This is a genomic window from Flavobacterium sp. ST-158, assembly GCF_058309975.1.
Genome location: NZ_JBZEEN010000005.1, coordinates 64424 through 89703 on the forward strand (window position 1 = coordinate 64424; position 25280 = coordinate 89703).

The window sequence follows — 25280 nt, forward strand, 5'->3', positions numbered from 1 at the left end:
GCAAAATTAATTATTAAATTTGCGCAAATTTTTTCATTCGAATAATAAACAATAAATAAAAATAGAAATGTCAAAAGTAAAATTAGGAATAAACGGTTTTGGAAGAATCGGAAGAATTGTTTTTAGAGAGTCTTTCAACAGAGACAACGTAGAAGTAGTTGCAATCAACGACTTATTAGATGTAGATCACTTAGCTTACTTATTAAAATATGATTCTGTTCACGGTCGTTTTGATGGAGATGTAGAAGTAAAAGAAGGAAAATTATATGTAAACGGAAGAAACATTCGTATCACTGCTGAAAGAAATCCAGCTGATTTGAAATGGAACGAAGTTGATGTTGATGTAGTTGCTGAATGTACAGGTATCTTTACTACAGTTGAAACTGCTAATGAGCACATCAAAGGTGGTGCTAAAAAAGTAATCATTTCTGCTCCTTCTGCTGATGCTCCAATGTTTGTAATGGGAGTAAACCATGAAACTGCAAAAGCTTCTGATTTAGTTGTTTCTAATGCATCTTGTACTACAAACTGTTTAGCTCCTTTAGCTAAAGTTATCAATGATAATTTTGGAATTGTTGAAGGTTTAATGACTACAGTTCATGCTACAACTTCAACTCAAATGACTGCTGATGGTCCTTCAAGAAAAGACTGGAGAGGTGGACGTGCTGCTGCTATCAACATCATTCCATCTTCTACAGGTGCTGCTAAAGCTGTTGGAAAAGTAATTCCTTCTTTGAATGGAAAATTAACAGGTATGGCTTTCCGTGTTCCTACTGCTGACGTTTCTACAGTAGATTTAACTGTAAAATTAGCTAAAGAAACTTCTTACGAAGAAATCATGTCTGTATTGAAAAATGCTTCAGAAACTAACATGAAAGGAATCTTAGGATATACTGAAGATGCTGTTGTTTCTCAAGATTTCATTTCTGACAAAAGAACTTCTATCGTTGATGCTACTGCCGGAATTGGTTTGAACTCTACTTTCTTTAAATTAGTATCTTGGTACGATAACGAATATGGTTACTCTAGTAAATTAATTGATTTATCAGTTCATATCGCTGGATTAAAATAATATTTTACAATTTTAGAAAATCCCGTTATTTTAAAGTAACGGGATTTTCTTATTTTATACCATTAATTAATGTAAAAAACACATTTTTAAATTAATTAAAAACTAATCCAAAAACTGAAATAAATGAAATTAATAGTTGATAGTGGTTCTACCAAAGCCGATTGGATTGCGATAGACGATCAGGGGAAAATATTGTTTACGACTCAAACTCTGGGTTTGAATCCGGAAATTCTAGAAGGAGATCAAATTATAGCTCGTTTAGACGACCGGTTTGATATTCAACAAAGTAAAAAAGAAGCAACTCATTTGTTTTTTTACGGAGCAGGATGTGGAACTGATAGAATGAAAATTGCTTTGAAAGAAGTTTTTCAGGATTATTTTCCAAATGCACAAATTGTGGTTGAAGAAGATACTTATGCGGCTGTTTATGCAACTACACCTAAAGAGCAAAGTGCAATTGTTTGTATTTTAGGAACGGGTTCTAATTGCAGTTATTTTGATGGAACACAATTGCATCAAAAAGTGCAATCATTAGGATATATTGTCATGGATGATTCTAGTGGAAATGTTTATGGAAAAGAGTTAATCAGAAAGTACTATTTTAATAAAATGCCTAAAGATTTAGCTGTTGAATTTGAAAAAGAATTCAATGTTGATCCTGATTTTATTAAAAATAAATTATATAAAGAAGCCAATCCGAATGCTTATTTAGCCACTTTTGCTAAATTCCTAATTCAACATAAGGATACTGAATTTTGTCAAAAAATCATTCGCAAAGGCATGAAATCTTTTGTAAAAAATTACGTGATGCAATATGATAATTGCCATGAAGTTCCAGTACATTTTGTAGGTTCGATTGCTTATTATTTAAGAGACGAATTGCAAAAAACATTTGATAAATACAACCTTCAATTGGGTAATGTATTGAGAAGACCTATTGATGGTTTAATTTCATATCATATTGCTAATAAATAAGAACTATGGAACTGGCTATTATTTCACATGATGGAAAAAAAGTTGACATGGTTCAATTTTTAAATAAAAATAAGGATATTTTATTAAAAGATAGCATTCAGCTTATTGCTACTGGTACAACAGGCGGAAGGGCTGAAAAAGCTGGATTCAAAGTCATGAAAATGCTTTCTGGACCAATAGGTGGCGATGCGCAAATTGCGGCTAGAGTTGCCGAGGGAAAAACAAATATGGTTTTCTTTTTCAAGGATCCTTTGGCAAGTCACCCACACGAACCAGATGTAAATATGCTAGTTCGTGTATGTGATGTTCACAATGTGCCTTTGGCAACTAATGAAGCCACAGCACAATTGTTATTAGATGCTATTGCTACTAGATTGTAGCAATTACTGAAATTTCAATATTTACATTTTTTGGCAAACAAGCCACTTGAACCGTTTCACGAGCTGGAGCGGTTTTTTCGTTAAAATAAGAACCGTAAACCGTGTTTATTACGCCAAAATCATTCATATTCATGATGAATATAGTAGATTTAACTACGTTTTCAAAAGTCATTCCAGCAGCTTCTAATACTGCTTTTAGGTTTTCCATCACCTGAATTGTTTCAGCTTCTATAGTAGTAGTTACTAAAGTTCCATCGGCAGGATTTATAGCAATTTGTCCTGAGGTATAAAGAGTGTTTCCTGTTAGTACAGCTTGGTTATAAGGGCCAATTGGTGCAGGAGCTTTCTCTGTAAAAATTATTTTTTTCATGATAATATTATTTTTTTAAAATGAATAAATAGTAATTCTGAAAATGAAATACTAACGGTTAGGATAGCTACGTTTTTCCCATTTAATATCACTTAAGATACCTGATTTAATTCCGATGAAGAAATTCCAGTTAGCATTAGTTCCAAAAGGAGTCCAGTTAAAACTCATTCTCCAACTTGATAAATCACGTTCAAAGCGTAATTGTGTATAAGTTACTCCTTTTTGAACAAAATCGTATCCTGTAGAAACTCCTACTTTCCATTTAGGTGTCAAGTCGGTGTTGGCTGAAATCATTAAAGAGTTTCCGGAGATTTTGTTTTCACGATTGTTATTGCTGTAAGTAAAAGAATAAGCAAAGGTCATGTCCCATGGAATTTTTGAATTAAAGAATTCCGAAATCGTATCTTCACCTTCTTCTTCGCTACCATCAAACATGCTTTTTCTATTGTCGTTCAAGTCATTTGCAGTTCCAAAAAGGTCGTCTTCACGGCCTCCATTTCTGGTGGTTTGACTGTCTTTGGTTTTGTTTTTCTTGTCGTCTTTGTCTTTACTGGATAAAGCATAGTTTAAAGTGATATTGGCACTGGTCATTCTAAACAAGCTTCCTCCATTATCAATATTGTATTTATTGATTCTTTGTCCAGAGTTGTCAATGGCATAAGGGTCTAGAGTAGCACCAAAGTTAGCATTTAGTTTGTTTTGGAAAAATTGAGCTCCAGTACTTACACGAACTGGAGACCAGGCTAAAGCTGTAACACCATCAGCATCTAAATTATAGCTGGTAGAAAAGTTTAAGTTGTTTAACAACATGACTTTCTTAGGTTCTGTTTTGGTTGAATCTCTGTCGGTTACTTTTGCTTCAAATGTATTGCTAATACTAATTCCTAAGATGTTTGAATTACTTAATCCTGGTGCTCCAAAGATACCGCCTTCAAATCGGGTGTATTTGTTATCCATTCTTCCGCTGGCATCAGAAGCATAAGTGTCATAGTATTTTTCAAAGCTAGGTGTGTAAGAATAAGAAAAAGAAGGTCTGATAACGTGCCTTATTGCTTGAATTCTTTTGTTATCTCCAAATTTAAAAGTTCCGTAAACGGTAGTTCCTAAGCTGGCAGAAAAGTTATAGGTTCTAAAAGCATCAAAACCATTTACCGTATTTGTAACAACAGTACTTTGTTCGGTGTCGTATGCTTTTCGGATGGTTTTTGTGTACCAAATTTCTTCGTAATTTACAGAGGTGGTTGCACTAAAGTATTTAAATAATTTAAAATTAGTACTCAAAGGAATACTATGTTGAAAACCTACTTTAGCATCTTTAAACATCTGTGGTTTGAAAAACAAAGAATCAGTTGTAGTAATATAGTTTCGTCCGTTTAAGTTGTATTGCAAGTTGATGTTTTTAAAGAAACCTTTTTTAACCCCGTCTTTTCCAACAAAAGGATACATTCTGTCTAAGCTAAACTGCAAAGTAGGCAACGTCATATTGATAACTTCCGATTGGGTGTTTTGTGAATGTGTTGCTGTTAATGATAATCGTGCCTGAGGAATAATATTAAATGTTTTAGAGTAAGAAATAGACGAACTCAAGGTGTTGTTCAATGTTGAACCCGCATTCGATTGATTGATAGATTGCTGGAAATACTTGCTACTACCTAAGTTTACCGATGCCGAAAAACTAGAGTTTGGATTCGCCTTTGTGTCTCTGGAATGAGACCATTGAATGTTGTATATATTTTGTTTGGAGTAGTCCGGATATCCTCTTTCACTATTAATTAGGTTTTCAAAACGGAAATTAATATTTCCTCTAAATTTGTATCGTTTGGCGTAAGACGATTCAAATCGCATCCCATAACTACCGTTGGTATAATAATCTCCTAATACGGTTAAATCGTAATGATCGCTCAATGCAAAATAATACCCTCCATTTTGTAATGAAAATCCACGCGTGTTTGAATCGTTATAACTTGGTAAAATCAATCCGGAAACACTGGTTTCTTTGCTCATTGGAAAATAAGCAAATGGCAAAGCAATAGGTGTAGGTACATCGGCAATAACCAAGTTTGTCAATCCTGTAATTACTTTTTTTCCAGGTATAAATTTTACTTTGGATGTTCTAAAATAATATTCAGGATTTTCTTTATTGGTAGAAGTTGTAAAACGTGCGCCTTTTAAAAAGTAAACCGAATCATTTTCTTTTTTAGTAATGGCAGCTTTAACGTTGAATTCTCCTTGATCGGTTCGGGAATTCCAAATTAAGGCTTTTTTTGTTTTGAAATTGAAACGAATCGAGTCGGGTTCTATAACATTTGTCCCTTGTTTAAAGTTAGGGTATTGTGTGTATTTACCAGTTGAATCTTTAATTCTACCCGCGTAAACCTCATTTTTTTCGTAATCCATGATGATTTTACCCGATTTTAATTCAATATCTTGGTAGTAAAGTTCGGCATTATCATACAAAGTGATAAGTTTATTTTTTTGATCAATTTTTGCATATTGATCAGCTTTGTATTTTACTTTTCCTTCCAAAAAAGCTTTTTTGGGTTTGATACTGTCTTTTTTAATACTGTCATTTTCTTTTTTAATAGTATCATTAACAGTTATTTTAACTTCTTTATTGGTTTTGTTTTCTTTCTTTTGTTGTTTTGGGCTGATTGATTTCGTTTTTTTAGAGATATCTTGTGAATATATGTCAGAAGCCCCAAATGTTAGGAAAAATGATAATAAAACGATATGAAATAAGTTTGTATGCAAAGGTATAAATGCTATTTTTGTAAAATTATGGCTTGTTTTTTGAAGTGTCAAACTTACAGATTATTTTTCGTCAAAAATAGTCAAATAATCAAATTATAGCTGTAGTGTTTTTAATTAAATTAACTTTTAAAAATGAAATTCAATTATAAGAACTTTATTTTAACTGCAATTTTGATGTTGTTTGGATTTAGTTCCGTTTTTTCACAAAAGAATAACAAATTTACAATTATACTTGATGCAGGACACGGAGGTAAAGATCCGGGGAATTCTTATCATGGTTTTGTAGAAAAAGAAATTGCACTTAAAACGACCTTGAAAGTGGGAGAATTTCTAGAACAAGAACATGGTGTAAAAGTAATTTATACGCGTACTTCGGATGTTTTTATAGAACTAGCCGATAGACCAAAAGTGGCAAACAAAGCGAATGCAAATTTATTTGTGTCGATACATTGTAATTCGGTTAAAAATGAAGGGCCGCAAGGTACAGAAACTTTTGTGATGGGATTGTCTAGGCATGATATGAATTTGGAAGTAGCTAAAAACGAAAATTCAGTTATCCTACTGGAAAAAGATTATAAAAGAAAGTATCAAGGTTTTGATCCTAAAAAGCCAGAAACATTGATAGGTTTAACGATGATTCAGGAAGAAAATCTAAATAATAGTATTACTTTGGCTTCAGGAATTCAGAGTAACTTTACAAAAAACTTAAAAAGAAATTCAAGAGGAGTAAAACAACAACCTTTATGGGTTTTAGATGCTGCTTATATGCCGAGTGTTTTGATTGAATTAGGTTTTTTATCTAATAAAAATGAAGGTCGGTTCTTGAATTCAGATGAAGGGCAAACCAAAATGGCTAAACAAATAGCCAATGCTATTTTAGATTATAAACAAACGTATTTTGGTGACGGTTATTCAGCTGTAGAGGAAAAAGATTCGGATAAAAATAAGCTTGATGAAAAATCAGCGAAAACAAATGCTTTGACAGCGGTAACGTATAAGGTACAGCTTTTAGCAAGTTCAAAAAAACTGGAATTAGTACCAAGCAATTTTAAAGGATTAAAAGATGTAACTTATCTGTTTTTAAATAATCTTTATAAATATATGTATGGATCATGTACCACTATGGAAGAAGCAAAAAAAATGCAATCTGAAGCTAGAAAAGCAGGATATTTAAAGGCGTATATTGTAACTCTGAAAGAGTAATATTGAAGGTTGTTAAATAATTAAACGAGTAAAAAATAATCATATTTTGAAATTTAGAACTAGAATTAGAAAGGCTAATTTTGTATTATCATTATTAATAATATTAGCGTGTAGCACTGTTTATTGCCAATCGGGTGTTTTTAAAGTGACACTTGATGCTGGACATGGTGCTCATGATTTTGGCGCTTCTTATAATGGACACGTAGAAAAAAATATCAATTTAGCCATTGTACTAAAAGTAGGGAAGATATTAGAACAGCATCCTAAAATTGAAGTTATTTATACTAGAAAAACGGATGTTTTCATCGATTTAGTAGAAAGAGCCAATATTGCTAATAGAGCTAATGCAAATATTTTTGTATCTATTCACTGTAATGCAAATAGAAATACAGCTGCAGATGGTACAGAGACCTATGTAATGGGGATGAGTAAAATTGCTTCCAACTTAGAGGCTGCAAAAAAGGAGAACTCGGTAATTACTTTGGAGAAGGATTATAAAAGAAAATACGAAGGTTTTGATCCTAATTCTCCAGAAACCATGATTGGTTTTACATTGATGCAAGAAGAATATTTGGATAATAGTATTTCTTTAGCAAGTAAAATACAAAATGGTTTTGCCGCTTTAGGTAAAAAAATTAGAGCAGGTGGAGTAAAACAAGCTCCTTTTATGGTATTACATAAAGCTTATATGCCAAGAATTTTAATTGAAACTGGATTTGTATCTAATTATGTTGAAGGAAATGTTTTAGATTCAGAAGAAGGACAAAATGATATTGCAAAAGCCATTGCAAATGCTATTATTAGTTATAAAAATGAATATTTTGGAGGAGAAGAATCAGATGTGGCGGTACAACCTTCTCAAAGAATGGCTGAAACAACGGTTGAAACCGTTGCATCAGATAAACCAAAACCAGTTTCTGATGATACTGAGTCAAAAATCCCTGTTGCTACTCAAGTAAAATCAGATGTTGTTTTTAAAGTTCAAATTGCATTTATTAGTAAAAAATTGAGTTTAGCACCTAAAAATTTCAAAGGATTAAATAATATTTCTATGGAACGTGTAGGTGATAATTATAGATATATGTATGGGGAAACAACTGATTATGAGGCTTCCAGAAAGCTTTTAGATGAAGCCAAAACAAAAGGTTATGAATCCGCTTTTTTAGTAGCTTACAAGAATGGTACTAAAATCGATATTCAAGAAGCAATTAAATAACAGCTGGTTTTAATATTTATATTAAATTTGCACTAAATACTTATATTTTGAAATTAACAAGAGAAATCAAAACAGCAATTTTAGTAATTGCAGCTATTTTAATATTTATTTGGGGTTATAGCTTTTTAAAGGGTAGAGATCTTTTTAATACTTATACTACATTATATGCCGAATATGACAGTGTGGAAGGTTTAGCTCCTTCTGCGTCTGTAACAATAAACGGTTTGGTTATTGGTAAGATAGAGCAAATTACCATTAATCCTACTAACGGAAAATTATTAGTGGAGATGCAAATTAAGACTGATTTTCCAATTTCTAATACAAGTTTAGCTACTATTTACGAACCAGGATTTATTGGAGGCAAACAAATAGCTATAGAACCTGATTTTTCGAATAAAGTTGAAATAGAAAACGGTAATACCTTAAAAGGAAATGTCCGTTTGGGAATGACAGAATCTCTAAGTAAAAAGTTAGTTCCGCTTCAGGATAAAATTGAAAAATTATTGGTGAATGCCGATAAATTAATTGCAGGAATTAATAATGTATTGGATAAAAATACCCAAGAAAATTTAAAGAAAAGTTTGGCCGAGTTAAGTAAAACGATGGAGCAGTTTCATCAGGCTTCTGCAGGAGTTAATTCTTTAGTAGCCGATAATAAAGCTCAAATAAATGGGATGGTTACTAATTTTAATAAAATTTCAGGTGATTTTTCTAAAATATCAGATTCTTTAAATAAAGCCGATTTGGGTAAAACTGTTAAAAGCCTAAACAGTACTTTGGCTAAAGTGAATGGAATTATGGCCAGTTTAGAAGCCGGTGATGGAACTATGGGGAAATTATTAAAAGACGATACTTTTTATTCCAATTTATCTAAGACTTCTAAAGAGTTAGAATTATTACTGCAGGATGTTCGTTTGTATCCAACTCGATATATAAATGTCTCTCTTTTTGGAAAGAAAAACAAGCCTTACAAAGGACCAAATGATACTATTTCTAAAGCAAAAAATTAATAAAAATGAATTATTTGGATAATATATTATTTGCTATCGTTTTAATTATTGGCTTTGGTTATTTTATTTCCAATATCAAAAAAATTCGTAGAAATATTAATTTAGGAATTGATGTAAACCGTAAAGACAATCCTAAAGAAAGATGGAAGAATATGGCAATGATTGCTTTGGGGCAGTCTAAAATGGTCAAAAGACCAGTAGCCGGAATATTACACATAATCGTTTATGCGGGATTTATTATCATCAATATAGAATTGTTAGAAATCATTATTGATGGATTGTTTGGAACACATCGAATTTTTGCTGGTTTAGGTTCTTTTTATAATGTGTTAATTGCTTCTTTCGAAATCTTAGCATTTTTAGTTATTGTCTCAGTAACAGTTTTTTGGATTAGAAGAAATGTTATTAAACTCAAACGGTTTATCAATCCAGAATTGAAAGGTTTTCCAAAAAATGATGCCAACTACATTTTGTATTTTGAAACTATTTTGATGTTCTTGTTTTTGTTTATGAATGCTTCCGATTTGCATTTACAAAATGTTCCCGGAGGATATTCTCATTTTATCAAGGCAGGTTCATTTCCTGTCAGTCAGTTTGTAGCACCCTTATTTGACGGAATGAATAATGATGTGGTTGCGATGCTTTCTGAAGTATTTTGGTGGTTGCATATTGTTGGTATTTTGCTGTTCATGAATTACTTGTATTTTTCTAAACATCTTCATATTTTATTGGCTTTCCCAAATACTTATTTTGCTAATTTAAATCCGCTGGGAGAATTTGATAATTTAGAAGCAGTAACCAATGAGGTGAAATTAATGATGGATCCTAATGCTGATCCATTTGCAGTTCCCGCTCCAGCCGAGGAAGAAACTCCTGCAAAATTTGGAGCAAGCGATATTCAGGATTTAAATTGGGTTCAGTTATTGAATGCTTACACTTGTACCGAATGTGGTCGTTGTACATCAGTTTGTCCTGCTAATACTACGGGTAAAAAATTATCGCCCCGTAAAATTATGATGGATACACGAGACAGAATGGAAGAAGTAGGAAGAAATATAGATGCCAATAAAGGTGTTTTTGTTCCGGATAATAAATCACTGTTAAATGATTATATTACTCCTGAAGAACTTTGGGCTTGTACTTCTTGTAATGCTTGTGTAGAAGAATGTCCGGTAAATATTAGTCCGTTATCAATTATTATGGATATGCGTCGTTATTTAGTTATGGAGCAAAGTGCTGCTCCGGCTGCGTTGAATTCAATGATGACTAATGTAGAGAATAACGGAGCTCCTTGGCCTTACAATCAACAAGATAGATTGAATTGGAAAAACGAAATATAATTGGTTTGTGGTTAATTGTTAATGGTTTATTGTTGGGATATACTTAAAACATTTAGAATTGAAGATTAAATTTTGAGAGTAAAAATTAAGTAACAATAAACTACCAACTACAAACAATAAACATATAGAAAATGTCAGAAAATTTGATAGTACCTACAATGGCAGAAATGCTGGCACAAGGAAAGCAACCAGAAGTGTTGTTTTGGGTAGGTTGTGCAGGAAGTTTTGACGATAGAGCTAAAAAAATTACCAAAGCATTTGTACGTATTTTAAATAATGCCAATGTTTCTTTTGCTGTTCTTGGTACAGAAGAAAGCTGTACAGGAGATCCTGCAAAAAGAGCAGGTAACGAATTTTTGTTTCAAATGCAGGCGATGATGAATATCGAAGTATTAAAAGGCTATGAAACTAAAAAAATCGTTACAGCCTGTCCGCATTGTTTCAATACTTTGAAAAATGAATATCCTGAATTGGGTGGAAAATTTGAAGTAATTCATCATACTGAATACCTGAAGTCATTGTTGAACGATGGAAGATTATCTATTGAAGGCGGTCAGTTTAAAGGTAAAAAAATTACTTTTCATGATCCTTGTTATTTAGGGAGAGCTAATAAAATATATGAAGCACCGCGTGATTTGATTGAAAAATTGGATGCCGAATTGGTTGAAATGAAACGTTCAAAAGCGAATGGTTTGTGTTGCGGAGCAGGAGGTGCTCAGATGTTTAAAGATGCCGAAAAAGGCAATAAAGAAATTAATATCGAAAGAACAGAAGATGCTTTAGAAAGTCATTCTGAAATAATAGCTACTGCTTGTCCATTTTGTAATACCATGATGACAGATGGTATAAAGCATAAAGAAAAAGAAGCAGAAGTGAAGGTGATGGATATTGCCGAATTGATTGCCAATGCGCAGGATTTATAGTGATTTTAATTAAGTTGAAGTAGCTTTGAGATGATTTTAAAAAAAGCATTTTTTTTTATATTAATGTTGATGAGTTTTGCTTTACAAGCTCAACTTAGCAATGAAAAAGAAATAGATTCTTTAGCATTCAAAACGAGTTCACAATTAAAATTCAATAAAAAACAGCTAATTATTCCAGCAGCTCTTATTACCTATGGAATAGTAGGATTAGAAAGTGATTTTTTAAAAGGAATAAATGCCGAAGTAAAAGAGGAAGTTACTGAAAATATTGATCACAAGCTTACAATTGACGATTTTTCACAATATGCACCTGCGGCTTCAATTTATGCATTAAGGGCATTGGGAATTAACGGAAAAAATAATCTTAGAGATCAAACAATTATTCTGGCTACTTCTTATTTGATTATGGGGGCAACGGTTGAAAGTTTAAAAAAGATTACTCACGTTGAAAGACCTGATGGTTCTAGTTTTAATTCTTTTCCATCCGGACATACAGCTACTGCTTTTATGGGAGCTGAATTAATGTATCAGGAATACAAAGAGGTTTCGCCTTGGTATGGTATTTCGGGATATGTGGTTGCTGCGGGAACAGGGGCTTTTAGAATGTATAATAATCGTCATTGGCTTACTGATGTGTTGGCAGGAGCAGGTATTGGAATTTTAAGTACCAAAGCCGCTTATTGGTTGTATCCTTCAGTAAATAAATTGTTGTCATCTAAAAAACATCAAAATAGAAAAGCAGCATTTTTACCTTATTATAATGGAAAACAATTAGGTTTTGGTGTTGTGTCTACTTTTTAAATTAAATAAATAAAAAAAAATATTATGTACGTTCCATTTGAAAATTTACCTGAAGATTCCAGAATTTGGGTCTATCAATCCAATAGAAAATTTTCGGATGCCGAAATTTCTGAAATTGCAAGTGACTTGGAAGTGTTTTTAAACGGCTGGTCAGCTCATGGTACCAGTTTAGAAGCTTCTTTTCAATTAAAATACAATCGATTTATTATTATTGCAGTCAATCAGGAGGTTCAGGCAGCAACAGGTTGTTCTATAGATGCTTCCGTTGTTTTTATTCAAAAATTAGAACAAAAATACGGTGTTGATTTGTTGGATAAAATGAATGTTACTTTTAAATTAGGAGAACATATTGCTCATAAGCCACTTATTGAATTTAAAAAAATGGTAAAGGATAAAGCTGTTACTCAAAACACGGTAGTTTTCAATAATTTGATTAATACCATTCAGGAATACAATGAAGTATGGGAAGTGCCTGCAATAGATAGCTGGCATAGCCGTTTCTTTTAAAAAATAACAGAGATATTATGAAAAATAAAGACATCAAGATTTTAATTCTTTATGTCTTATTTTTTTTTGTAGCAGCTTCATGCAGTTCGCCAAAAAAGAATAAGTCTGCAATAGCCTTATCAGACAATACAATTTTGTCTAAAGAAATTCAGCATGCTTCCAGTTTTGAATTAGACTCGGTAAAATTGCAATCATTTTACCAAATGCTGAATGAAGCCAAAACTCCAGCTTTGCAATATTCAGTTTTTGAAAATTATGTTACAGTTTTAAAAAATGCGACTTCGATTTTGCCAATTAAAAATTTTGAAAATCAAAGGATTGCTTATGTAAAAATGGGGAATGCATCGAGTACTGCTTTTGTAGAAACCATAAAAAAGTATACCACTATTACTGAAATTGCTGCAACTAATTTGGATAGTTTACAACTCCAATTAAAAGCTTTTACAACTGTAATTATTGGCTATCATTCTTCTGAATCTTCTGTGACCAAAAATACATTTAGCAAAGAGGAGTTGGCTAAAATTGAGGCTATTGCCAAAAATAATACTGTGATTTTGGATGTTTTTGCTTCGCCAATAATACTACAGTCAATTTCGGATTTAAATGCTATTGAAGGTTTGGTGGTTTCATATCAGAATAACGACATAGCACAAATTGTTTCGGCCGAATTACTTTTTGGAGCTATTAATGCGAAAGGGAAATTACCGACTGCTATAAGTAATAATTTTGAAACAAACTTTGGTCTGACAACTGAAAAAGTTCCAGTTCTTGGTTTTTCCACACCCGAAAATGTTGGGATGAATACTGCTGTTTTGTCCAAAATAGATGTGCTGGCTCAAAAAGCCATCAATGGAAAAATGACTCCCGGAATGCAAATTTTGGTGGCTCGAAAAGGAAAGGTGATTTATCAAAAAGCTTTTGGATATCATACCTATAATAAAGATATAAAAGTATCTAATGCTGATATTTATGATTTAGCTTCGTTAACTAAAATAATTGGGACTTTACCCAATGTAATGCAGCAATACGATCTTGGAAAATTGAATATGGAAACAACTCTGGACAAGATGCTGCCCGTTTTTGAAAATTCAAATAAAAAGGACATCACGTTCAAAGAATTATTGTCACATTATGCCCGTTTGCAAGCTTGGTATCCTTTTTATAAAAACACCGTTGATAAAAAAGGAAATCCTTTATTTCAATATTACAGAAAACAAAAGGAAGCTAATTTTTCGATAAAAGTTGCTGATAGTTTGTATTTAAGATCTGATTATGAGGATACCATTTTGAATATTATTGTGAAAAGTAAATTATTGCCCAAAAAAGAATACAAATACAGTGATTTTACATTTATGATTTTAAAAGAATATTTAGAACATCTTACGGGGAAGAAATTAGATGTTCTGAGTACTGAAAATTTCTTTCAACCGCTGGGTTTAAGTAGCACAATGTATAATCCTATAACTAAAATTTCTAAAAATAACATTGTTCCTACTGAAGTAGATACGTATTTTAGACATCAAACTATTCAAGGTTACGTTCATGATATGGGAGCGGCAATGCAAGGAGGAGTAGGTGGACATGCAGGTTTGTTTTCAAATAGTATGGATGTGGCTAAAATGATGCAACTATATTTGCAAAAAGGAAGTTATGGCGGAAAACGTTATTTCTCAGAAAAAACTTTTGATGATTTTAACAGCTGTTACTATTGCCCACAAGGAAATAGAAGAGGAATTGGTTTTGATAAGCCACAATTAGACGATTCAGGGCCTACCTGTGGTTGTGTATCGATGACTAGTTTTGGACACACTGGTTTTACAGGAACTATGGCTTGGGCTGATCCTACCGAAGAAATAGTTTATGTTTTTCTTTCCAACCGAACTTATCCTAATGAATCGATAAATAAACTTTCTAAAGAAAATATTCGAGAAGATATTCAATCGGTTATTTATCAGGCAATTGAAAAATAGTTCTAAAACACAACTACTACAAAACCAGTTTTAGTCTTCTTTTAAGAAATAGAACGCTAATTTTTATTAATTTAGTCGTATTAAAAATTACAGATGAAAATAGCAATAGTTTGTTATCCTACCTTTGGAGGAAGTGGTGTTGTAGCTACCGAATTAGGTTTAGAGTTAGCTCGTTTAGGTCATGAAGTTCATTTTATAACCTATAGTCAACCGGTGCGTTTGGCATTATTGAATCCTAATGTTCACTATCACGAAGTAAATGTTCCAGAATATCCTTTATTTCATTATCAACCTTATGAATTAGCCTTGTCTAGTAAATTAGTGGACATGGTAAAACTCTATAAAATTGATGTTTTGCACGTACATTATGCCATTCCTCATGCGTATGCGGGGTATATGGCAAAGCAAATGTTAAAAAATGAAGGAATCGAAATTCCTATGATAACTACCCTACACGGAACTGACATTACACTGGTGGGAAATCATCCACATTATAAACCAGCAGTAAGTTTTAGTATCAATAAATCAGATGTAGTAACTTCGGTGTCTCAAAGCTTAAAAGATGACACCTATAAGTTATTTAATATTAAGAGAGACATTCATGTGATTCCTAATTTTATAGAATTAGATAAGAATAGAGAATTTATAGGTCCTTGTCAGCGTTCGCTTATTGCAAAAAAAGAAGAACGCATTATAACGCATATTTCTAATTTTAGAAAAGTAAAACGAATCCCAGATATTATTCGAATTTTTTACAAAATCCAAGAACAGATTCCTGCCAAATTATTAATGGTAGGTGATGGACCTGAAAAAGAAAAAGCCGAATTGTTATGCCAGGAATTAGGCATATTAGATAAGGTAATCTTTTTTGGAAACAGTAATGAGATTGATAAAATTTTAAGTAATTCTGATTTATTTTTATTGCCTTCAGAAACCGAAAGTTTTGGATTGGCTGCTCTGGAAGCTATGGCTTGGGGAGTTCCAGTAATTTCCAGTAACTCCGGCGGTTTGCCAGAGGTTAATTTTGAAGGAGTTTCCGGTTATTTGAGTCAGGTAGGGAATGTTGATGAAATGGCTACAAATGCTTTGAAAATTTTAAAAAACGAGACAACTTTGGCGGAGTTCAAAAAAAATGCTTTAGAAGTTGCAATGAAGTTTGATATTAAACATATATTGCCAATATACATTGATATTTACGAAAAAGCGATAAAAAAATACTCTAAAAAGAGTAAGTATTCGAGTAAAACACAGGAAGATTAATATTTGGAACACCTATTTAAAATGAAAAAAAGGATTGGCTTATTAGTATTTGTTTTAGCGGTGGTTTCCTGTAAAACAGCAGTGAATATTCCAATAAAAAAACCTTTGTATGAAGTTTTATTGCAGCAACAAGATGGTGGTGGAAATATTAATTTCTATGAAATTTTAACGGAATCCAAAGAAATAAAAATGTTGTTGAATGATGATAAGTTAAAAGGAAAAATAATTGCTTCAGATGTGCAACAGTCTAATTTTATCATCTTGAATATGGGTGAAAAGCCTACAGGAGGTTATTCGATTACGGTGGATAGTGCTACAGAAACTGATAAAAACATTGTAATAAAAGTAAAAGAAAATAATCCCGAAGAAGGAGCGATGTTGATACAACAAATTACATATCCATATACGGTAGTGAAAATTAATTCGAAAAAACCGATTTTAGTTCAATAAAAAATGCCACTTGAAAAGTGGCATTTTTGTATATTTTTTTTAGAATTAGAATTGGTATCTGATTCCTAAAGCGATGTCTGGACCAAAGTTGTCACCACTGTAATTGTCTGAAAAGTACAATTCAGGTCTGATATCTAGTGAAAGCTGAATGGGTGCTTCATCAAAACTATATTCAATACCCAAATCTCCGGCAGCAAATACAAAAGTTTTGTTGTAATCAGCATTTTTAGCATTCCAGTTACCTAAACCACCACCAACACCGGCGTACCAGTTAAAGTTTCCATCAATGTTCCAAACCCATTGGTAAACACCAGTTAATTTAAAGGCATCAACATTGTTGTTGTTTCTCCATCCTAAATCCAATTCTAAACGATTGTTGTCAGACAATCCTCTTTGGTAAGATATCTCACCCCCAAAACCGTCATTGTCTCCTAAACGTAAACCTAAAGCATTTTTTGAAATCTCTTGTGCTTGTGTGCTAAATGCTAATCCCATTAGCATAAAAGCTGATAAAATGATTTTTTTCATAATTAATGTTTTGTTACTTGCAAATCTACAATTAATATTGAACGAAAGCTTTATCATATAATTATATATTCTTATATAATTTCCATATTTTTATTCTGGAAATTATGTAAAAATCATTATTTGGAAAGAATAATAGAGGCAATGAGTTGTTCTCCAGTGAGTTCTTCTTTTTCAATATTGTTTTCAGCTTCAGAATATTTTGATTCTTCGTAGCGAAATAATTTCCATTTTTTCCGGTTGTATTCCAATGCGGTTAGGTTTTCAACCCAATCTCCCGAATTCAAATAGAGCGTAGAACCATTTTTGTTGGTCTTTTTAAGTACTTTTGGTTCGTGTATATGACCACATATCACATAATCATATTGGTTTTCGATGGCCAATTCGGTAGCCGTTTCTTCAAAATCCGAAATGTGTTTAACGGCTTTTTTTACACTGGCTTTGATTTTTTTAGAAAAAGAATAGGGCTCTTGGCCAATTTTTTTTAAACACCAATTAAAAAAACGATTCATTAATATTAAATAATCGTAACCCAAACCACCTAATTTAGCAATCCATTTTGCATGATTTACTGAAGCATCAAAAACATCTCCATGAAAAATCCAAGCTTTTTTATCGTCCATTTCTAAGACCACTTTATCAGCAAGGATTAGATTTCCCATATTCATTTCGGTAAATTTGCGAAGCATTTCGTCATGGTTACCAGTGATGTAATAAACTTTTGTTCCTTTGGAAGCAAAGCTTATTATTTTTTGAATTACTTTTAAATGGGATTTTGGAAAATAAGATTTTCTAAATTGCCAAATATCAATTATATCGCCGTTGAGTACCAATATTTCTGGTTTTACAGACGATAGGTAGTTGTATAGTTCCTTGGCGTGACTTCCGTAAGTTCCAAGGTGAACATCTGAGATTACAACTACTTCAACTTTTCTTTTTTTCAATTGATTTATTAATTTGTTGTTTTGCAAATTAACTCCTTCAGTATAAATTTAACTTAAAGATAAGGTTAATAAAATGGTTTTTATTGCCAAACCAAAGCTTTGGTTTTTAGGCTAAGATTAAAAATCTTTAAACCTTTAATTTTTAAAGCTAAAACTAAAATATTACATTTGTTCAAAATTAAATATAATGGCAGGAAATAGCTACGGAACACTATTTAGAATAACCACTTTTGGAGAATCACACGGAGAAGCTTTAGGAGGGATAATTGATGGATGTCCATCAGGTATTGCATTGGATTTTGATGCAATTGAATTAGAAATGTCAAGAAGAAAACCAGGACAATCGGCTATAGTTACCCAACGTAAAGAACCAGATGCAGTACAATTTTTATCTGGTATTTTTGAAGGAAAAACAACGGGAACTCCTATTGGTTTCATCATTCCAAATACCAATCAAAAATCAGATGATTATTCACATATAAAAGATAATTACCGACCTAGTCATGCCGATTATGTGTATGATCAAAAATATGGTTTTAGAGATTATCGCGGTGGCGGAAGAAGTTCAGCACGTGAAACAGCAAGTAGAGTAGTTGCAGGTGCCATTGCTAAGCAAATGTTATCGGATATTAAAATAAACGCGTATGTTTCATCCGTAGGGCCATTAACTGTAGAGACTCCTTATCAAGATTTAGATTTTTCTAAAATAGAAAGCAATCCGGTTCGTTGTCCAGATGAAGCGATGGCTGCCACAATGGAAGATTATATCAAACAAATTCGTAAAGAAGGAGATACTGTAGGTGGTGTGGTTAGCTGTGTAATTCAAAATGTACCAATTGGACTTGGAGAACCTGTTTTTGACAAATTACATGCCGAATTAGGAAAAGCAATGCTTTCTATCAATGCAGTAAAAGGTTTTGAATTTGGAAGCGGTTTTGAAGGTTCTAAAATGAAAGGAAGTGCACACAATGATTTGTACAATCCTGATGGAACCACTAAAACCAACCTTTCAGGAGGAATTCAGGGAGGAATAAGCAACGGAATGGATATTTATTTCAAAGTGGCTTTTAAACCTGTTGCAACTATAATGCAAAAGCAAGATTCATTAGATAATAAAGGGAATATTACCGAGATGACTGGTAAAGGACGTCATGATCCTTGTGTGGTACCAAGAGCCGTGCCAATTGTTGAGGCAATGGCAGCGATTGTTTTGGCCGATTTTTATTTGATAAATAAAACGTATACGAAGTAATTCTAATGATTTTTTGTTATTTTTACCCGATAGAGGTAAAAATGTTGCATATTTCTTTTGAATTTCACTAAAAGACTTATAATAGTTTAAAGATAATAAAAACGCAATTTTTTTTAGAACTCCTCTAATTTTAGAGGAGTTTTTTATTCCCATACATCAAACGAATTAATTTATATGAAAAAAAAGTTGGCTTTACATTGGAAAATTTTATTAGGAATCGTTTTTGGATTGCTTTTTGGTTTAGTAATGAAAAATTTAGAGCAAAAAGGAATTGTGGTAGATTGGGTAAAACCTTTTGGAACTGTTTTTATCAATTTACTAAAAATGATTGCAGTACCTTTAATTGTGGTTTCTTTAATTGTAGGCCTAGCTGATTTAAAAGATATTTCTAAATTATCAAGATTGGGCGGAAGGACCGTTTTGTTTTATCTGGGAACAACTTTTTTTGCAGTTTCTTTAGGTTTAATATTGGCCAATGTGATAAAACCAGGAAGTTATATCAATCAGGAAGCTCGAGAGAGTCTGTTGAATAATTTTGCTGGAGATGCTTCTCAGAAAATAGAATTGGCTCAAAAAGCCAAAGAAAGTGGACCGCTTCAGCCTTTTATAGATATTGTTCCGGATAATATTTTTAGTGCATTGGGTGATAATGCCAGCATGTTACAAGTAATATTTTTTGTGGTTCTTATTGGAATTGGATTGATTTTAATTGAAGAAGAAAAAGCAAAGCCCGTAGTTGATTTTTTCAAGGGAATGAATGATGTGATTTTGAAAATTATTGATATTATTATGTTGTTTTCGCCTTATGGTGTGTTTGCTTTAATGGCAGCCTTAATGGTTGAAATACCAGGTTTTTCAACCTTGGGAGCTCTAGGTATTTATGGGTTAACAGTGTTATTGGGGTTGTTAATGATGACTTTTTTATTTTACCCTACTTTATTGATGTTGTTTGCTAAGGTAAAACCAGTTCCGTTTTTTAAAGCATTGGCACCTGCCCAATTATTAGCTTTTTCTACAAGTTCCAGTGCTGCTACTCTTCCTGTTACTATGGAATGTGTTACGGATGGAATTGGAGTAGACGAAGAGGTTTCTAGTTTTGTTTTGCCATTAGGTGCTACTGTGAATATGGATGGTACCAGTTTGTATCAGGCAGTAGCCGCTATTTTTATTGCTCAGGCTATGCTTCCTTATCCCTTAGATTTTTCTACTCAGGTAATGATAGTAGTTACCGCTACATTGGCCTCTATAGGCTCAGCAGCTGTTCCTAGTGCCGGAATGGTAATGTTGGTAATAGTGCTTGGGCAAGCTGGAATTCCCGAAGCAGGATTGGCTCTTATTTTTGCAATTGATAGACCTTTGGATATGTGTAGAACGGTTGTAAATATTACCAGTGATGCTACTGTAGCAACAATTGTTGCTAAATCGGTTGGGAAATTAAATACCGCTTCTATGGAGTAATTGGGTTGTTTTGTATAAAAAAATAAAAATAATTCGATTTTTTTGTTGTAATTTAACTTACAAAATAATATATAATCAATTGGTTTTTATATCTTTGGTAGGAATTTTATGGCTATGTGTTTTATGCGGTTTGTTTTATTACTATTATCCTTATCGCTTTTTAGTCAACCATCGATTGGAAAGAGACAAGCTACTTCTAAAGAGATACTGCTTTTAAGCAAGCAGGCATCTCAATATTTGCGTGAATGTAAATACGAACTTTCTTTAGACAAGGCACGTATTGCCTTGCATCAAGCTTTTAATGTAGAAGATTATGTTTTAGTAGCCAAATCCTATAATATTATTGCAGGAAATTATGAAGAACTTTATGAGTTTAAAAAAGCAATATTTTATTATAATAAAGGATTGGTTTATGCTAACAAAACGCAGAATGACACTATAAAATATTGGTTGTATAACAATTTAGCTAATGTATATTGTTTTGAAGACAATCAATTTAAACGAGGAATGGCGTGTTACCAAAAGTCATTAATATACAGTCAGAAGCAAATAGATCTTAAGCAAATTTATATGACACATCTCAATATGACTTGGGCCTATTTTGATGCTAAAGATTTTGAAAAAGGGAAAATTCATTTAGATTATATTAATGAAAAGGAAAAAGGCTTAGATAATGAACCTAATTTGGTGATTTTAAATATGCTTAACGGAATGTATTCTGATTATTTAGGTGATTTTAAAAAAGCGGAATCCTATTTTTCAAAAGCCTTACTTTTAGGGAAATTAGAAACCAATAAATCGGATTACTCATACGTAATTGAAGCTTATTCTCAATATTTATTTCACAAAGAAGATTATAAAAAGGCGTATGAAAATGTAGCTTTATATCACAAAATTAGAGAAGGTGTAGAAAATAAAGCCAAAATAAGTAAAGCCAATATTGCCGGTATCAATTTAGAAATTGATGAATATAAAAGAAAAATTGATCAGTTTGAGTTGGAAAAGGATTATCAAAGTCAGGTTTTAGAAAAAACAAAAATAATTTCGGTATTATTGATTATTAGTTTGATAATAGTATTGCTTTTAATTTATTCGCTTTATCAAAATTATAATTATAAAAAAGAGAAAAATTTTGAACTAGTTCTTAAAAATAAAGAACTAGTAGTTGCAAAAGAAAAAGCCGAAGTTGCATCTAAACTAAAATCACAATTTGTATCTACAATTACTCATGAGTTGCGTACTCCTTTGTATGGTGTTATTGGGATTACAAATATGATATTGGATGAACACAAAGAATTATCAGATAGCCCTCATTTAAAATCACTTAAGTTTTCGGCAAAATATCTATTGTCTTTAGTAAATGATGTTTTACAAATCAATAAAATTGAAGAAAATAGAGTTGTTTTGGAAAAAATGACTTTCAATATTACTGATGAAATAGATTTTATTAAAAATTCAATGTCATATTTGGCTCAAAAACATAATAACACTATTAATGTTGTGATTGATCCTGAAATTCCAGAATATTTAATTGGAGATAAATTACGTTTTTCTCAAATTATTATCAACTTAGTCAGTAATGCTTTGAAGTTTACACATGACGGCGAAATAACTATTTTGGCTAGATTAGTAGACGTTAAAAACAAACTTCATTTTATCGAATTTAATATAGAAGATACTGGAGCTGGTATTGCTAAAGAAGATCAGGAAAAAATCTTTGATAAGTTTGTACAAGTTAGTCGAAAAGAAATTGATTATCAGGGAACAGGGCTTGGATTATCTATTGTAAAACAGCTTTTACAATTGTTTAATAGTACAATTTATTTAAAAAGCGAATTAGGTAAGGGGACCACTTTTAATTTTACAATTGCTTTTGAAAATGATATCGAAAAAACCAATTCTATAATTAATAACATTAATGTTGATTTGTCATCGAGTCAAATTTTTAAAATTTTGGTTGTAGATGATAATAAAATAAATCTTTTAATTACTCAAAAAACTATTGAGAAATTTAATTATCAATGCAGTGTTGCTTTGTCTGGACAAGAGGCACTTGAAATACTTGATTCGGATAAATTTGATGTGATTTTGATGGATATTAATATGCCTGATATGAATGGTTTTGAAGCAACCAGAGCTATTCGTGCAAAAGGAATTACGAGTCCTATAATTGCTTTAACGGCTTTTGATAAAGAAGAAGTTACTGAAGAAGCTATTGCAGCAGGTTTTGATGATATTCTTAGCAAACCTTTTGATTCGAGGCAACTGCATCGAATAATAAATGAGGTTGTAATAAGAGACTCTGATTTAGTATAAAAAAACGTAAACTAGTTCTACAAAACTAGTTTACGTTTTTTTATAATTTTAAAATAGTTTGATATTAATACCAACGTTTTTTATTTTGCTTAGAAGCACTTGATTTTCTTGATTTATGAGCGCCACCACTTCTATTTGAATTTTTAGGTTTTTCGGCTGCTTTTTCGGGACTTCCAGCATGCCAAGGGTAAGGATGGTCGGAGATGGTTTTTACATCAACCTTAATTAATTTTTGGATATCTTTCCAATAACCATGTTCGTCTTTACTACAAAAAGAGATGGCAATACCGCCGTTTCCAGCTCGTCCTGTTCTTCCTATTCGGTGTACATAGGTTTCAGGAATATTAGGTAAATCAAAATTGATAACATAAGGTAATTGGTCAATATCAATACCACGAGCAGCAATATCTGTTGCAACAAGTACACCAACTTCTTTATTTTTAAAAGCATCTAAAACCCGTTGTCTTGCATTTTGCGATTTATCTCCATGAATTGCCTCAGCAACAATCCCTTTTTTACGCAAAGCCTTCACTACATTGTCAGCCCCATGTTTGGTTCTGGAAAAAACTAATACATCGCTAAGATTTTCATTTTGAAGCAAACTGTAAAGTAAATTTCTTTTTTCGCCTTTTTCTACAAAATAAATGCGTTGTTCTACCTTTTCAGCTGTTGATGATACAGGAGAAACAGTTACCGTTTCCGGATCAGTCAAGAACATTTCGGCTAATTCTCTAATGGCAATTGGCATAGTTGCCGAGAAAAATAAAGTTTGCCTATTTTTAGGGGTCAACTTTACAATTTTCTTTACATCATTTACAAATCCCATATCTAACATTTGATCAGCTTCGTCTAAAACCAAAGTGTGCAAATGATCCAGATTAATGAATCCTTGTTTGTGTAAGTCTAAAAGTCTCCCGGGGGTAGCAATTAAAATGTCAACACCATTTTTTAAGGTATCAACTTGAGGGTTTTGAGATACTCCGCCAAAAATAGTAAGCTGAGTAAGATTAGTATATTTAGCATACGTATCAAAACTCTGTCCTATTTGTACAGCTAATTCTCTGGTAGGAGTAACTACAAGGGCGCGAATTTGTTTTGGTTTCTTAGATGAACCAACAATGCGGTGCAACTGATGAATAATTGGAATAGCAAAAGCAGCTGTTTTTCCAGTTCCTGTTTGTGCACAACCTATTAAGTCATTTCCAGCTAGGATAAGCGGAATAGCTTGTTCTTGAATAGGAGTGGGGTTTGTATAGCCTTCTTCAAATACGGCTTTTTGAATACTTTTTGAAAGTGATAAATCTTCGAATAACATAAGTTTGATATTAATTATCCTGTAATAGTTTACAGCGATAAGTGATGCAAAGATAGTATTATTATTCTGGATGCTCGTTTATTGCTTGTATTCAGTGAAGAAAAATGAGAATTAGTACCAATAAAATTTGTTTATAGAATGGTTTTATTCGAATTTGATTTAATAAAATCAGTAACGAGATACCCAATTAGTTTTCCTATTAAGTGGTTATTTTTGTCTACGTCTAAATCGGGTGCGCCTTCGCAAATGTGCAAGTAGCTTGTGTTTTTATTTTTTGCAAAAAAAGAAACAAATTGACGTAATTCTTCTACTGAAAAACCACTTAAAGTCATGGCGCTACTGGCAATGTTAGGAATTGCATCTAAGTCGACTTCAATACCAAAAGAATCATTTTTAATGAATTCGAGTGCTTCAATTAATTCTTGTGAGAAGTTTTTTTCTTTTCTAATATTAATACTGTCATAGGTGTTAAAACGCACTCGGTCTTCGGTTTTTTTGATGATATCCAAAACACTTTTGGAGGTGTAATTTTCGTGTAAACCAAAAACAAAATATTTTTTCAGGAAACCTTCTTCATAAGCATAAGAAAAACCATTTCCGCTGTGACGACCTTCTAAAATTCTAAAATCAGAATGTGCATCAAAGTTGATGGCGTTAATTGGTTTCCCTTTGGCTAGTGCCGTACCTTTTATGTTTCCGTAGGCATTGTTGTGTCCGCCACCAATAATAATTGGAATTTTTCCTAATTTGATAATGCTAAAAACAATGTGTGAAACATCCTTGTCAATTTTTTTTACTAATTGGCTTAGTTTTACGCGGTCATCAATATTGTGAAAATCTAAATTTTCCACTTCAGCCATTTCTTCCGAAACATTGATTTGTCCTAAAACAATAATTTGGTTTCCTTTACAAAAACGATTGTGTTGAATGTTAGCAATACTTTTTATGGCTTCATTCCAAGCTGATGCTGCTCCAGGTCTTCCAAAATTAGCTCTAATACCAATGTCCTCAGGGATTCCAAATAAGACATATTTCGCATCTGTATTTTTTATGTAAGATATAGGATTGGCGCCAAGAGGGACCGTTAGCATTTTTTCTCCAAATTTTATTTCGCCACTTCGATGATTCGTTACTTTAGCAAGATCATTGATTGTAAAAGGTAGAAATTTGTCCATGGGCGAAGAAAATTTTTTCTACAAAAATAATATAAATTCTTTACAGACGTTATATGTTAAAATTATA

22 protein-coding genes are annotated in these 25280 nt (G+C 32.2%); 16 read left to right on the top strand and 6 right to left on the bottom strand.

Annotated elements, in window-relative coordinates:
* Positions 1 to 67: 67 nt before the first annotated feature.
* The 3 genes from gap (at position 68) to AC4FRF_RS09220 (ending at position 2427) form a co-directional block, all read left to right on the top strand.
* Complete coding sequence (gap, locus tag AC4FRF_RS09210) at positions 68 to 1072, top strand: type I glyceraldehyde-3-phosphate dehydrogenase (protein ID WP_491159204.1); 1005 nt, start codon at positions 68 to 70, stop codon at positions 1070 to 1072.
* Positions 1073 to 1195: 123 nt separating this feature from the next.
* The gene (locus AC4FRF_RS09215) at positions 1196 to 2047 is read left to right on the top strand and encodes an N-acetylglucosamine kinase (protein WP_491159205.1); all 852 of its coding nucleotides are present in this window, start codon (positions 1196 to 1198) and stop codon (positions 2045 to 2047) included.
* A 5-nt stretch (positions 2048 to 2052) separates the two neighbouring features.
* Positions 2053 to 2427 carry a methylglyoxal synthase gene (locus tag AC4FRF_RS09220; RefSeq protein ID WP_491159206.1) on the top strand — a complete coding sequence of 125 codons (375 nt, stop codon included), beginning with the start codon at positions 2053 to 2055 and terminating at the stop codon, positions 2425 to 2427.
* On the opposite strand, the gene AC4FRF_RS09225 is transcribed toward AC4FRF_RS09220, so the two are convergent.
* Together AC4FRF_RS09225 and AC4FRF_RS09230 are read right to left on the bottom strand one after the other, a co-directional pair.
* On the bottom strand, positions 2417 to 2797 hold the full coding sequence (locus tag AC4FRF_RS09225) for a RidA family protein (protein ID WP_491159207.1): 381 nt from the start codon (positions 2795 to 2797) through the stop codon (positions 2417 to 2419). The genes AC4FRF_RS09220 and AC4FRF_RS09225 overlap by 11 nt on opposite strands.
* Positions 2798 to 2848: 51 nt before the next feature.
* Positions 2849 to 5599 carry a putative LPS assembly protein LptD gene (locus AC4FRF_RS09230; protein WP_491159208.1) on the bottom strand — a complete coding sequence of 917 codons (2751 nt, stop codon included), beginning with the start codon at positions 5597 to 5599 and terminating at the stop codon, positions 2849 to 2851.
* An 81-nt stretch (positions 5600 to 5680) separates the two neighbouring features.
* Here AC4FRF_RS09230 and AC4FRF_RS09235 point away from each other — a divergent pair, with 81 nt between their 5' ends.
* The 10 genes from AC4FRF_RS09235 to AC4FRF_RS09280 all read left to right on the top strand — a co-directional run bounded on the left by AC4FRF_RS09235 (position 5681) and on the right by AC4FRF_RS09280 (position 16228).
* The gene (locus tag AC4FRF_RS09235; protein WP_491159209.1) at positions 5681 to 6751 is read left to right on the top strand and encodes an N-acetylmuramoyl-L-alanine amidase family protein; all 1071 of its coding nucleotides are present in this window, start codon (positions 5681 to 5683) and stop codon (positions 6749 to 6751) included.
* 97 nt (positions 6752 to 6848) lie between these two features.
* Positions 6849 to 7967 (top strand): N-acetylmuramoyl-L-alanine amidase family protein, encoded by a 1119-nt coding sequence (locus AC4FRF_RS09240; protein WP_491159391.1) that lies wholly within the window; start codon positions 6849 to 6851, stop codon positions 7965 to 7967.
* A gap of 47 nt (positions 7968 to 8014) precedes the next feature.
* Positions 8015 to 8977 carry an MlaD family protein gene (locus tag AC4FRF_RS09245; protein ID WP_491159210.1) on the top strand — a complete coding sequence of 321 codons (963 nt, stop codon included), beginning with the start codon at positions 8015 to 8017 and terminating at the stop codon, positions 8975 to 8977.
* Between the two features lie 5 nt (positions 8978 to 8982).
* A complete protein-coding gene (locus tag AC4FRF_RS09250) occupies positions 8983 to 10317 on the top strand; it encodes a 4Fe-4S dicluster domain-containing protein (protein ID WP_491159211.1) in 1335 nt (444 codons plus the stop codon).
* A 131-nt stretch (positions 10318 to 10448) separates the two neighbouring features.
* Entirely contained in the window at positions 10449 to 11240 is a 792-nt protein-coding gene (locus tag AC4FRF_RS09255) for a (Fe-S)-binding protein (protein WP_491159212.1), read from the top strand.
* A 69-nt stretch (positions 11241 to 11309) separates the two neighbouring features.
* Positions 11310 to 12041, top strand: a complete 732-nt coding sequence (locus AC4FRF_RS09260) for a phosphatase PAP2 family protein (protein WP_491159213.1) — start codon at positions 11310 to 11312, stop codon at positions 12039 to 12041.
* 24 nt (positions 12042 to 12065) lie between these two features.
* Positions 12066 to 12548 carry an ABC transporter ATPase gene (locus tag AC4FRF_RS09265; protein WP_491159214.1) on the top strand — a complete coding sequence of 161 codons (483 nt, stop codon included), beginning with the start codon at positions 12066 to 12068 and terminating at the stop codon, positions 12546 to 12548.
* 17 nt (positions 12549 to 12565) lie between these two features.
* The gene (locus AC4FRF_RS09270) at positions 12566 to 14518 is read left to right on the top strand and encodes a serine hydrolase domain-containing protein (protein WP_491159215.1); all 1953 of its coding nucleotides are present in this window, start codon (positions 12566 to 12568) and stop codon (positions 14516 to 14518) included.
* A 93-nt stretch (positions 14519 to 14611) separates the two neighbouring features.
* Positions 14612 to 15778, top strand: coding sequence for an N-acetyl-alpha-D-glucosaminyl L-malate synthase BshA (gene bshA, locus AC4FRF_RS09275; RefSeq protein WP_491159216.1), 1167 nt, complete (start codon positions 14612 to 14614; stop codon positions 15776 to 15778).
* Between the two features lie 21 nt (positions 15779 to 15799).
* Complete coding sequence (locus AC4FRF_RS09280; protein WP_491159217.1) at positions 15800 to 16228, top strand: protease complex subunit PrcB family protein; 429 nt, start codon at positions 15800 to 15802, stop codon at positions 16226 to 16228.
* 45 nt (positions 16229 to 16273) lie between these two features.
* Here AC4FRF_RS09280 and AC4FRF_RS09285 read toward each other — a convergent pair whose 3' ends face one another.
* Complete coding sequence (locus tag AC4FRF_RS09285; protein ID WP_491159218.1) at positions 16274 to 16756, bottom strand: hypothetical protein; 483 nt, start codon at positions 16754 to 16756, stop codon at positions 16274 to 16276.
* A 116-nt stretch (positions 16757 to 16872) separates the two neighbouring features.
* Positions 16873 to 17697, bottom strand: coding sequence for a UDP-2,3-diacylglucosamine diphosphatase (locus AC4FRF_RS09290; protein ID WP_491159219.1), 825 nt, complete (start codon positions 17695 to 17697; stop codon positions 16873 to 16875).
* Positions 17698 to 17884: 187 nt separating this feature from the next.
* Here AC4FRF_RS09290 and aroC point away from each other — a divergent pair, with 187 nt between their 5' ends.
* The 3 genes from aroC (at position 17885) to AC4FRF_RS09305 (ending at position 22723) form a co-directional block, all read left to right on the top strand.
* Entirely contained in the window at positions 17885 to 18949 is a 1065-nt protein-coding gene (gene aroC / locus AC4FRF_RS09295) for a chorismate synthase (RefSeq protein WP_491159220.1), read from the top strand.
* A 174-nt stretch (positions 18950 to 19123) separates the two neighbouring features.
* Positions 19124 to 20407 (top strand): dicarboxylate/amino acid:cation symporter, encoded by a 1284-nt coding sequence (locus AC4FRF_RS09300; protein ID WP_491159221.1) that lies wholly within the window; start codon positions 19124 to 19126, stop codon positions 20405 to 20407.
* Between the two features lie 123 nt (positions 20408 to 20530).
* Complete coding sequence (locus AC4FRF_RS09305; RefSeq protein ID WP_491159222.1) at positions 20531 to 22723, top strand: response regulator; 2193 nt, start codon at positions 20531 to 20533, stop codon at positions 22721 to 22723.
* A gap of 64 nt (positions 22724 to 22787) precedes the next feature.
* On the opposite strand, the gene AC4FRF_RS09310 is transcribed toward AC4FRF_RS09305, so the two are convergent.
* Positions 22788 to 24038 carry a DEAD/DEAH box helicase gene (locus tag AC4FRF_RS09310; protein ID WP_491159223.1) on the bottom strand — a complete coding sequence of 417 codons (1251 nt, stop codon included), beginning with the start codon at positions 24036 to 24038 and terminating at the stop codon, positions 22788 to 22790.
* Positions 24039 to 24169: 131 nt separating this feature from the next.
* On the bottom strand, positions 24170 to 25213 hold the full coding sequence (locus tag AC4FRF_RS09315) for a formimidoylglutamase (protein WP_491159224.1): 1044 nt from the start codon (positions 25211 to 25213) through the stop codon (positions 24170 to 24172).
* Positions 25214 to 25280: the final 67 nt, after the last annotated feature.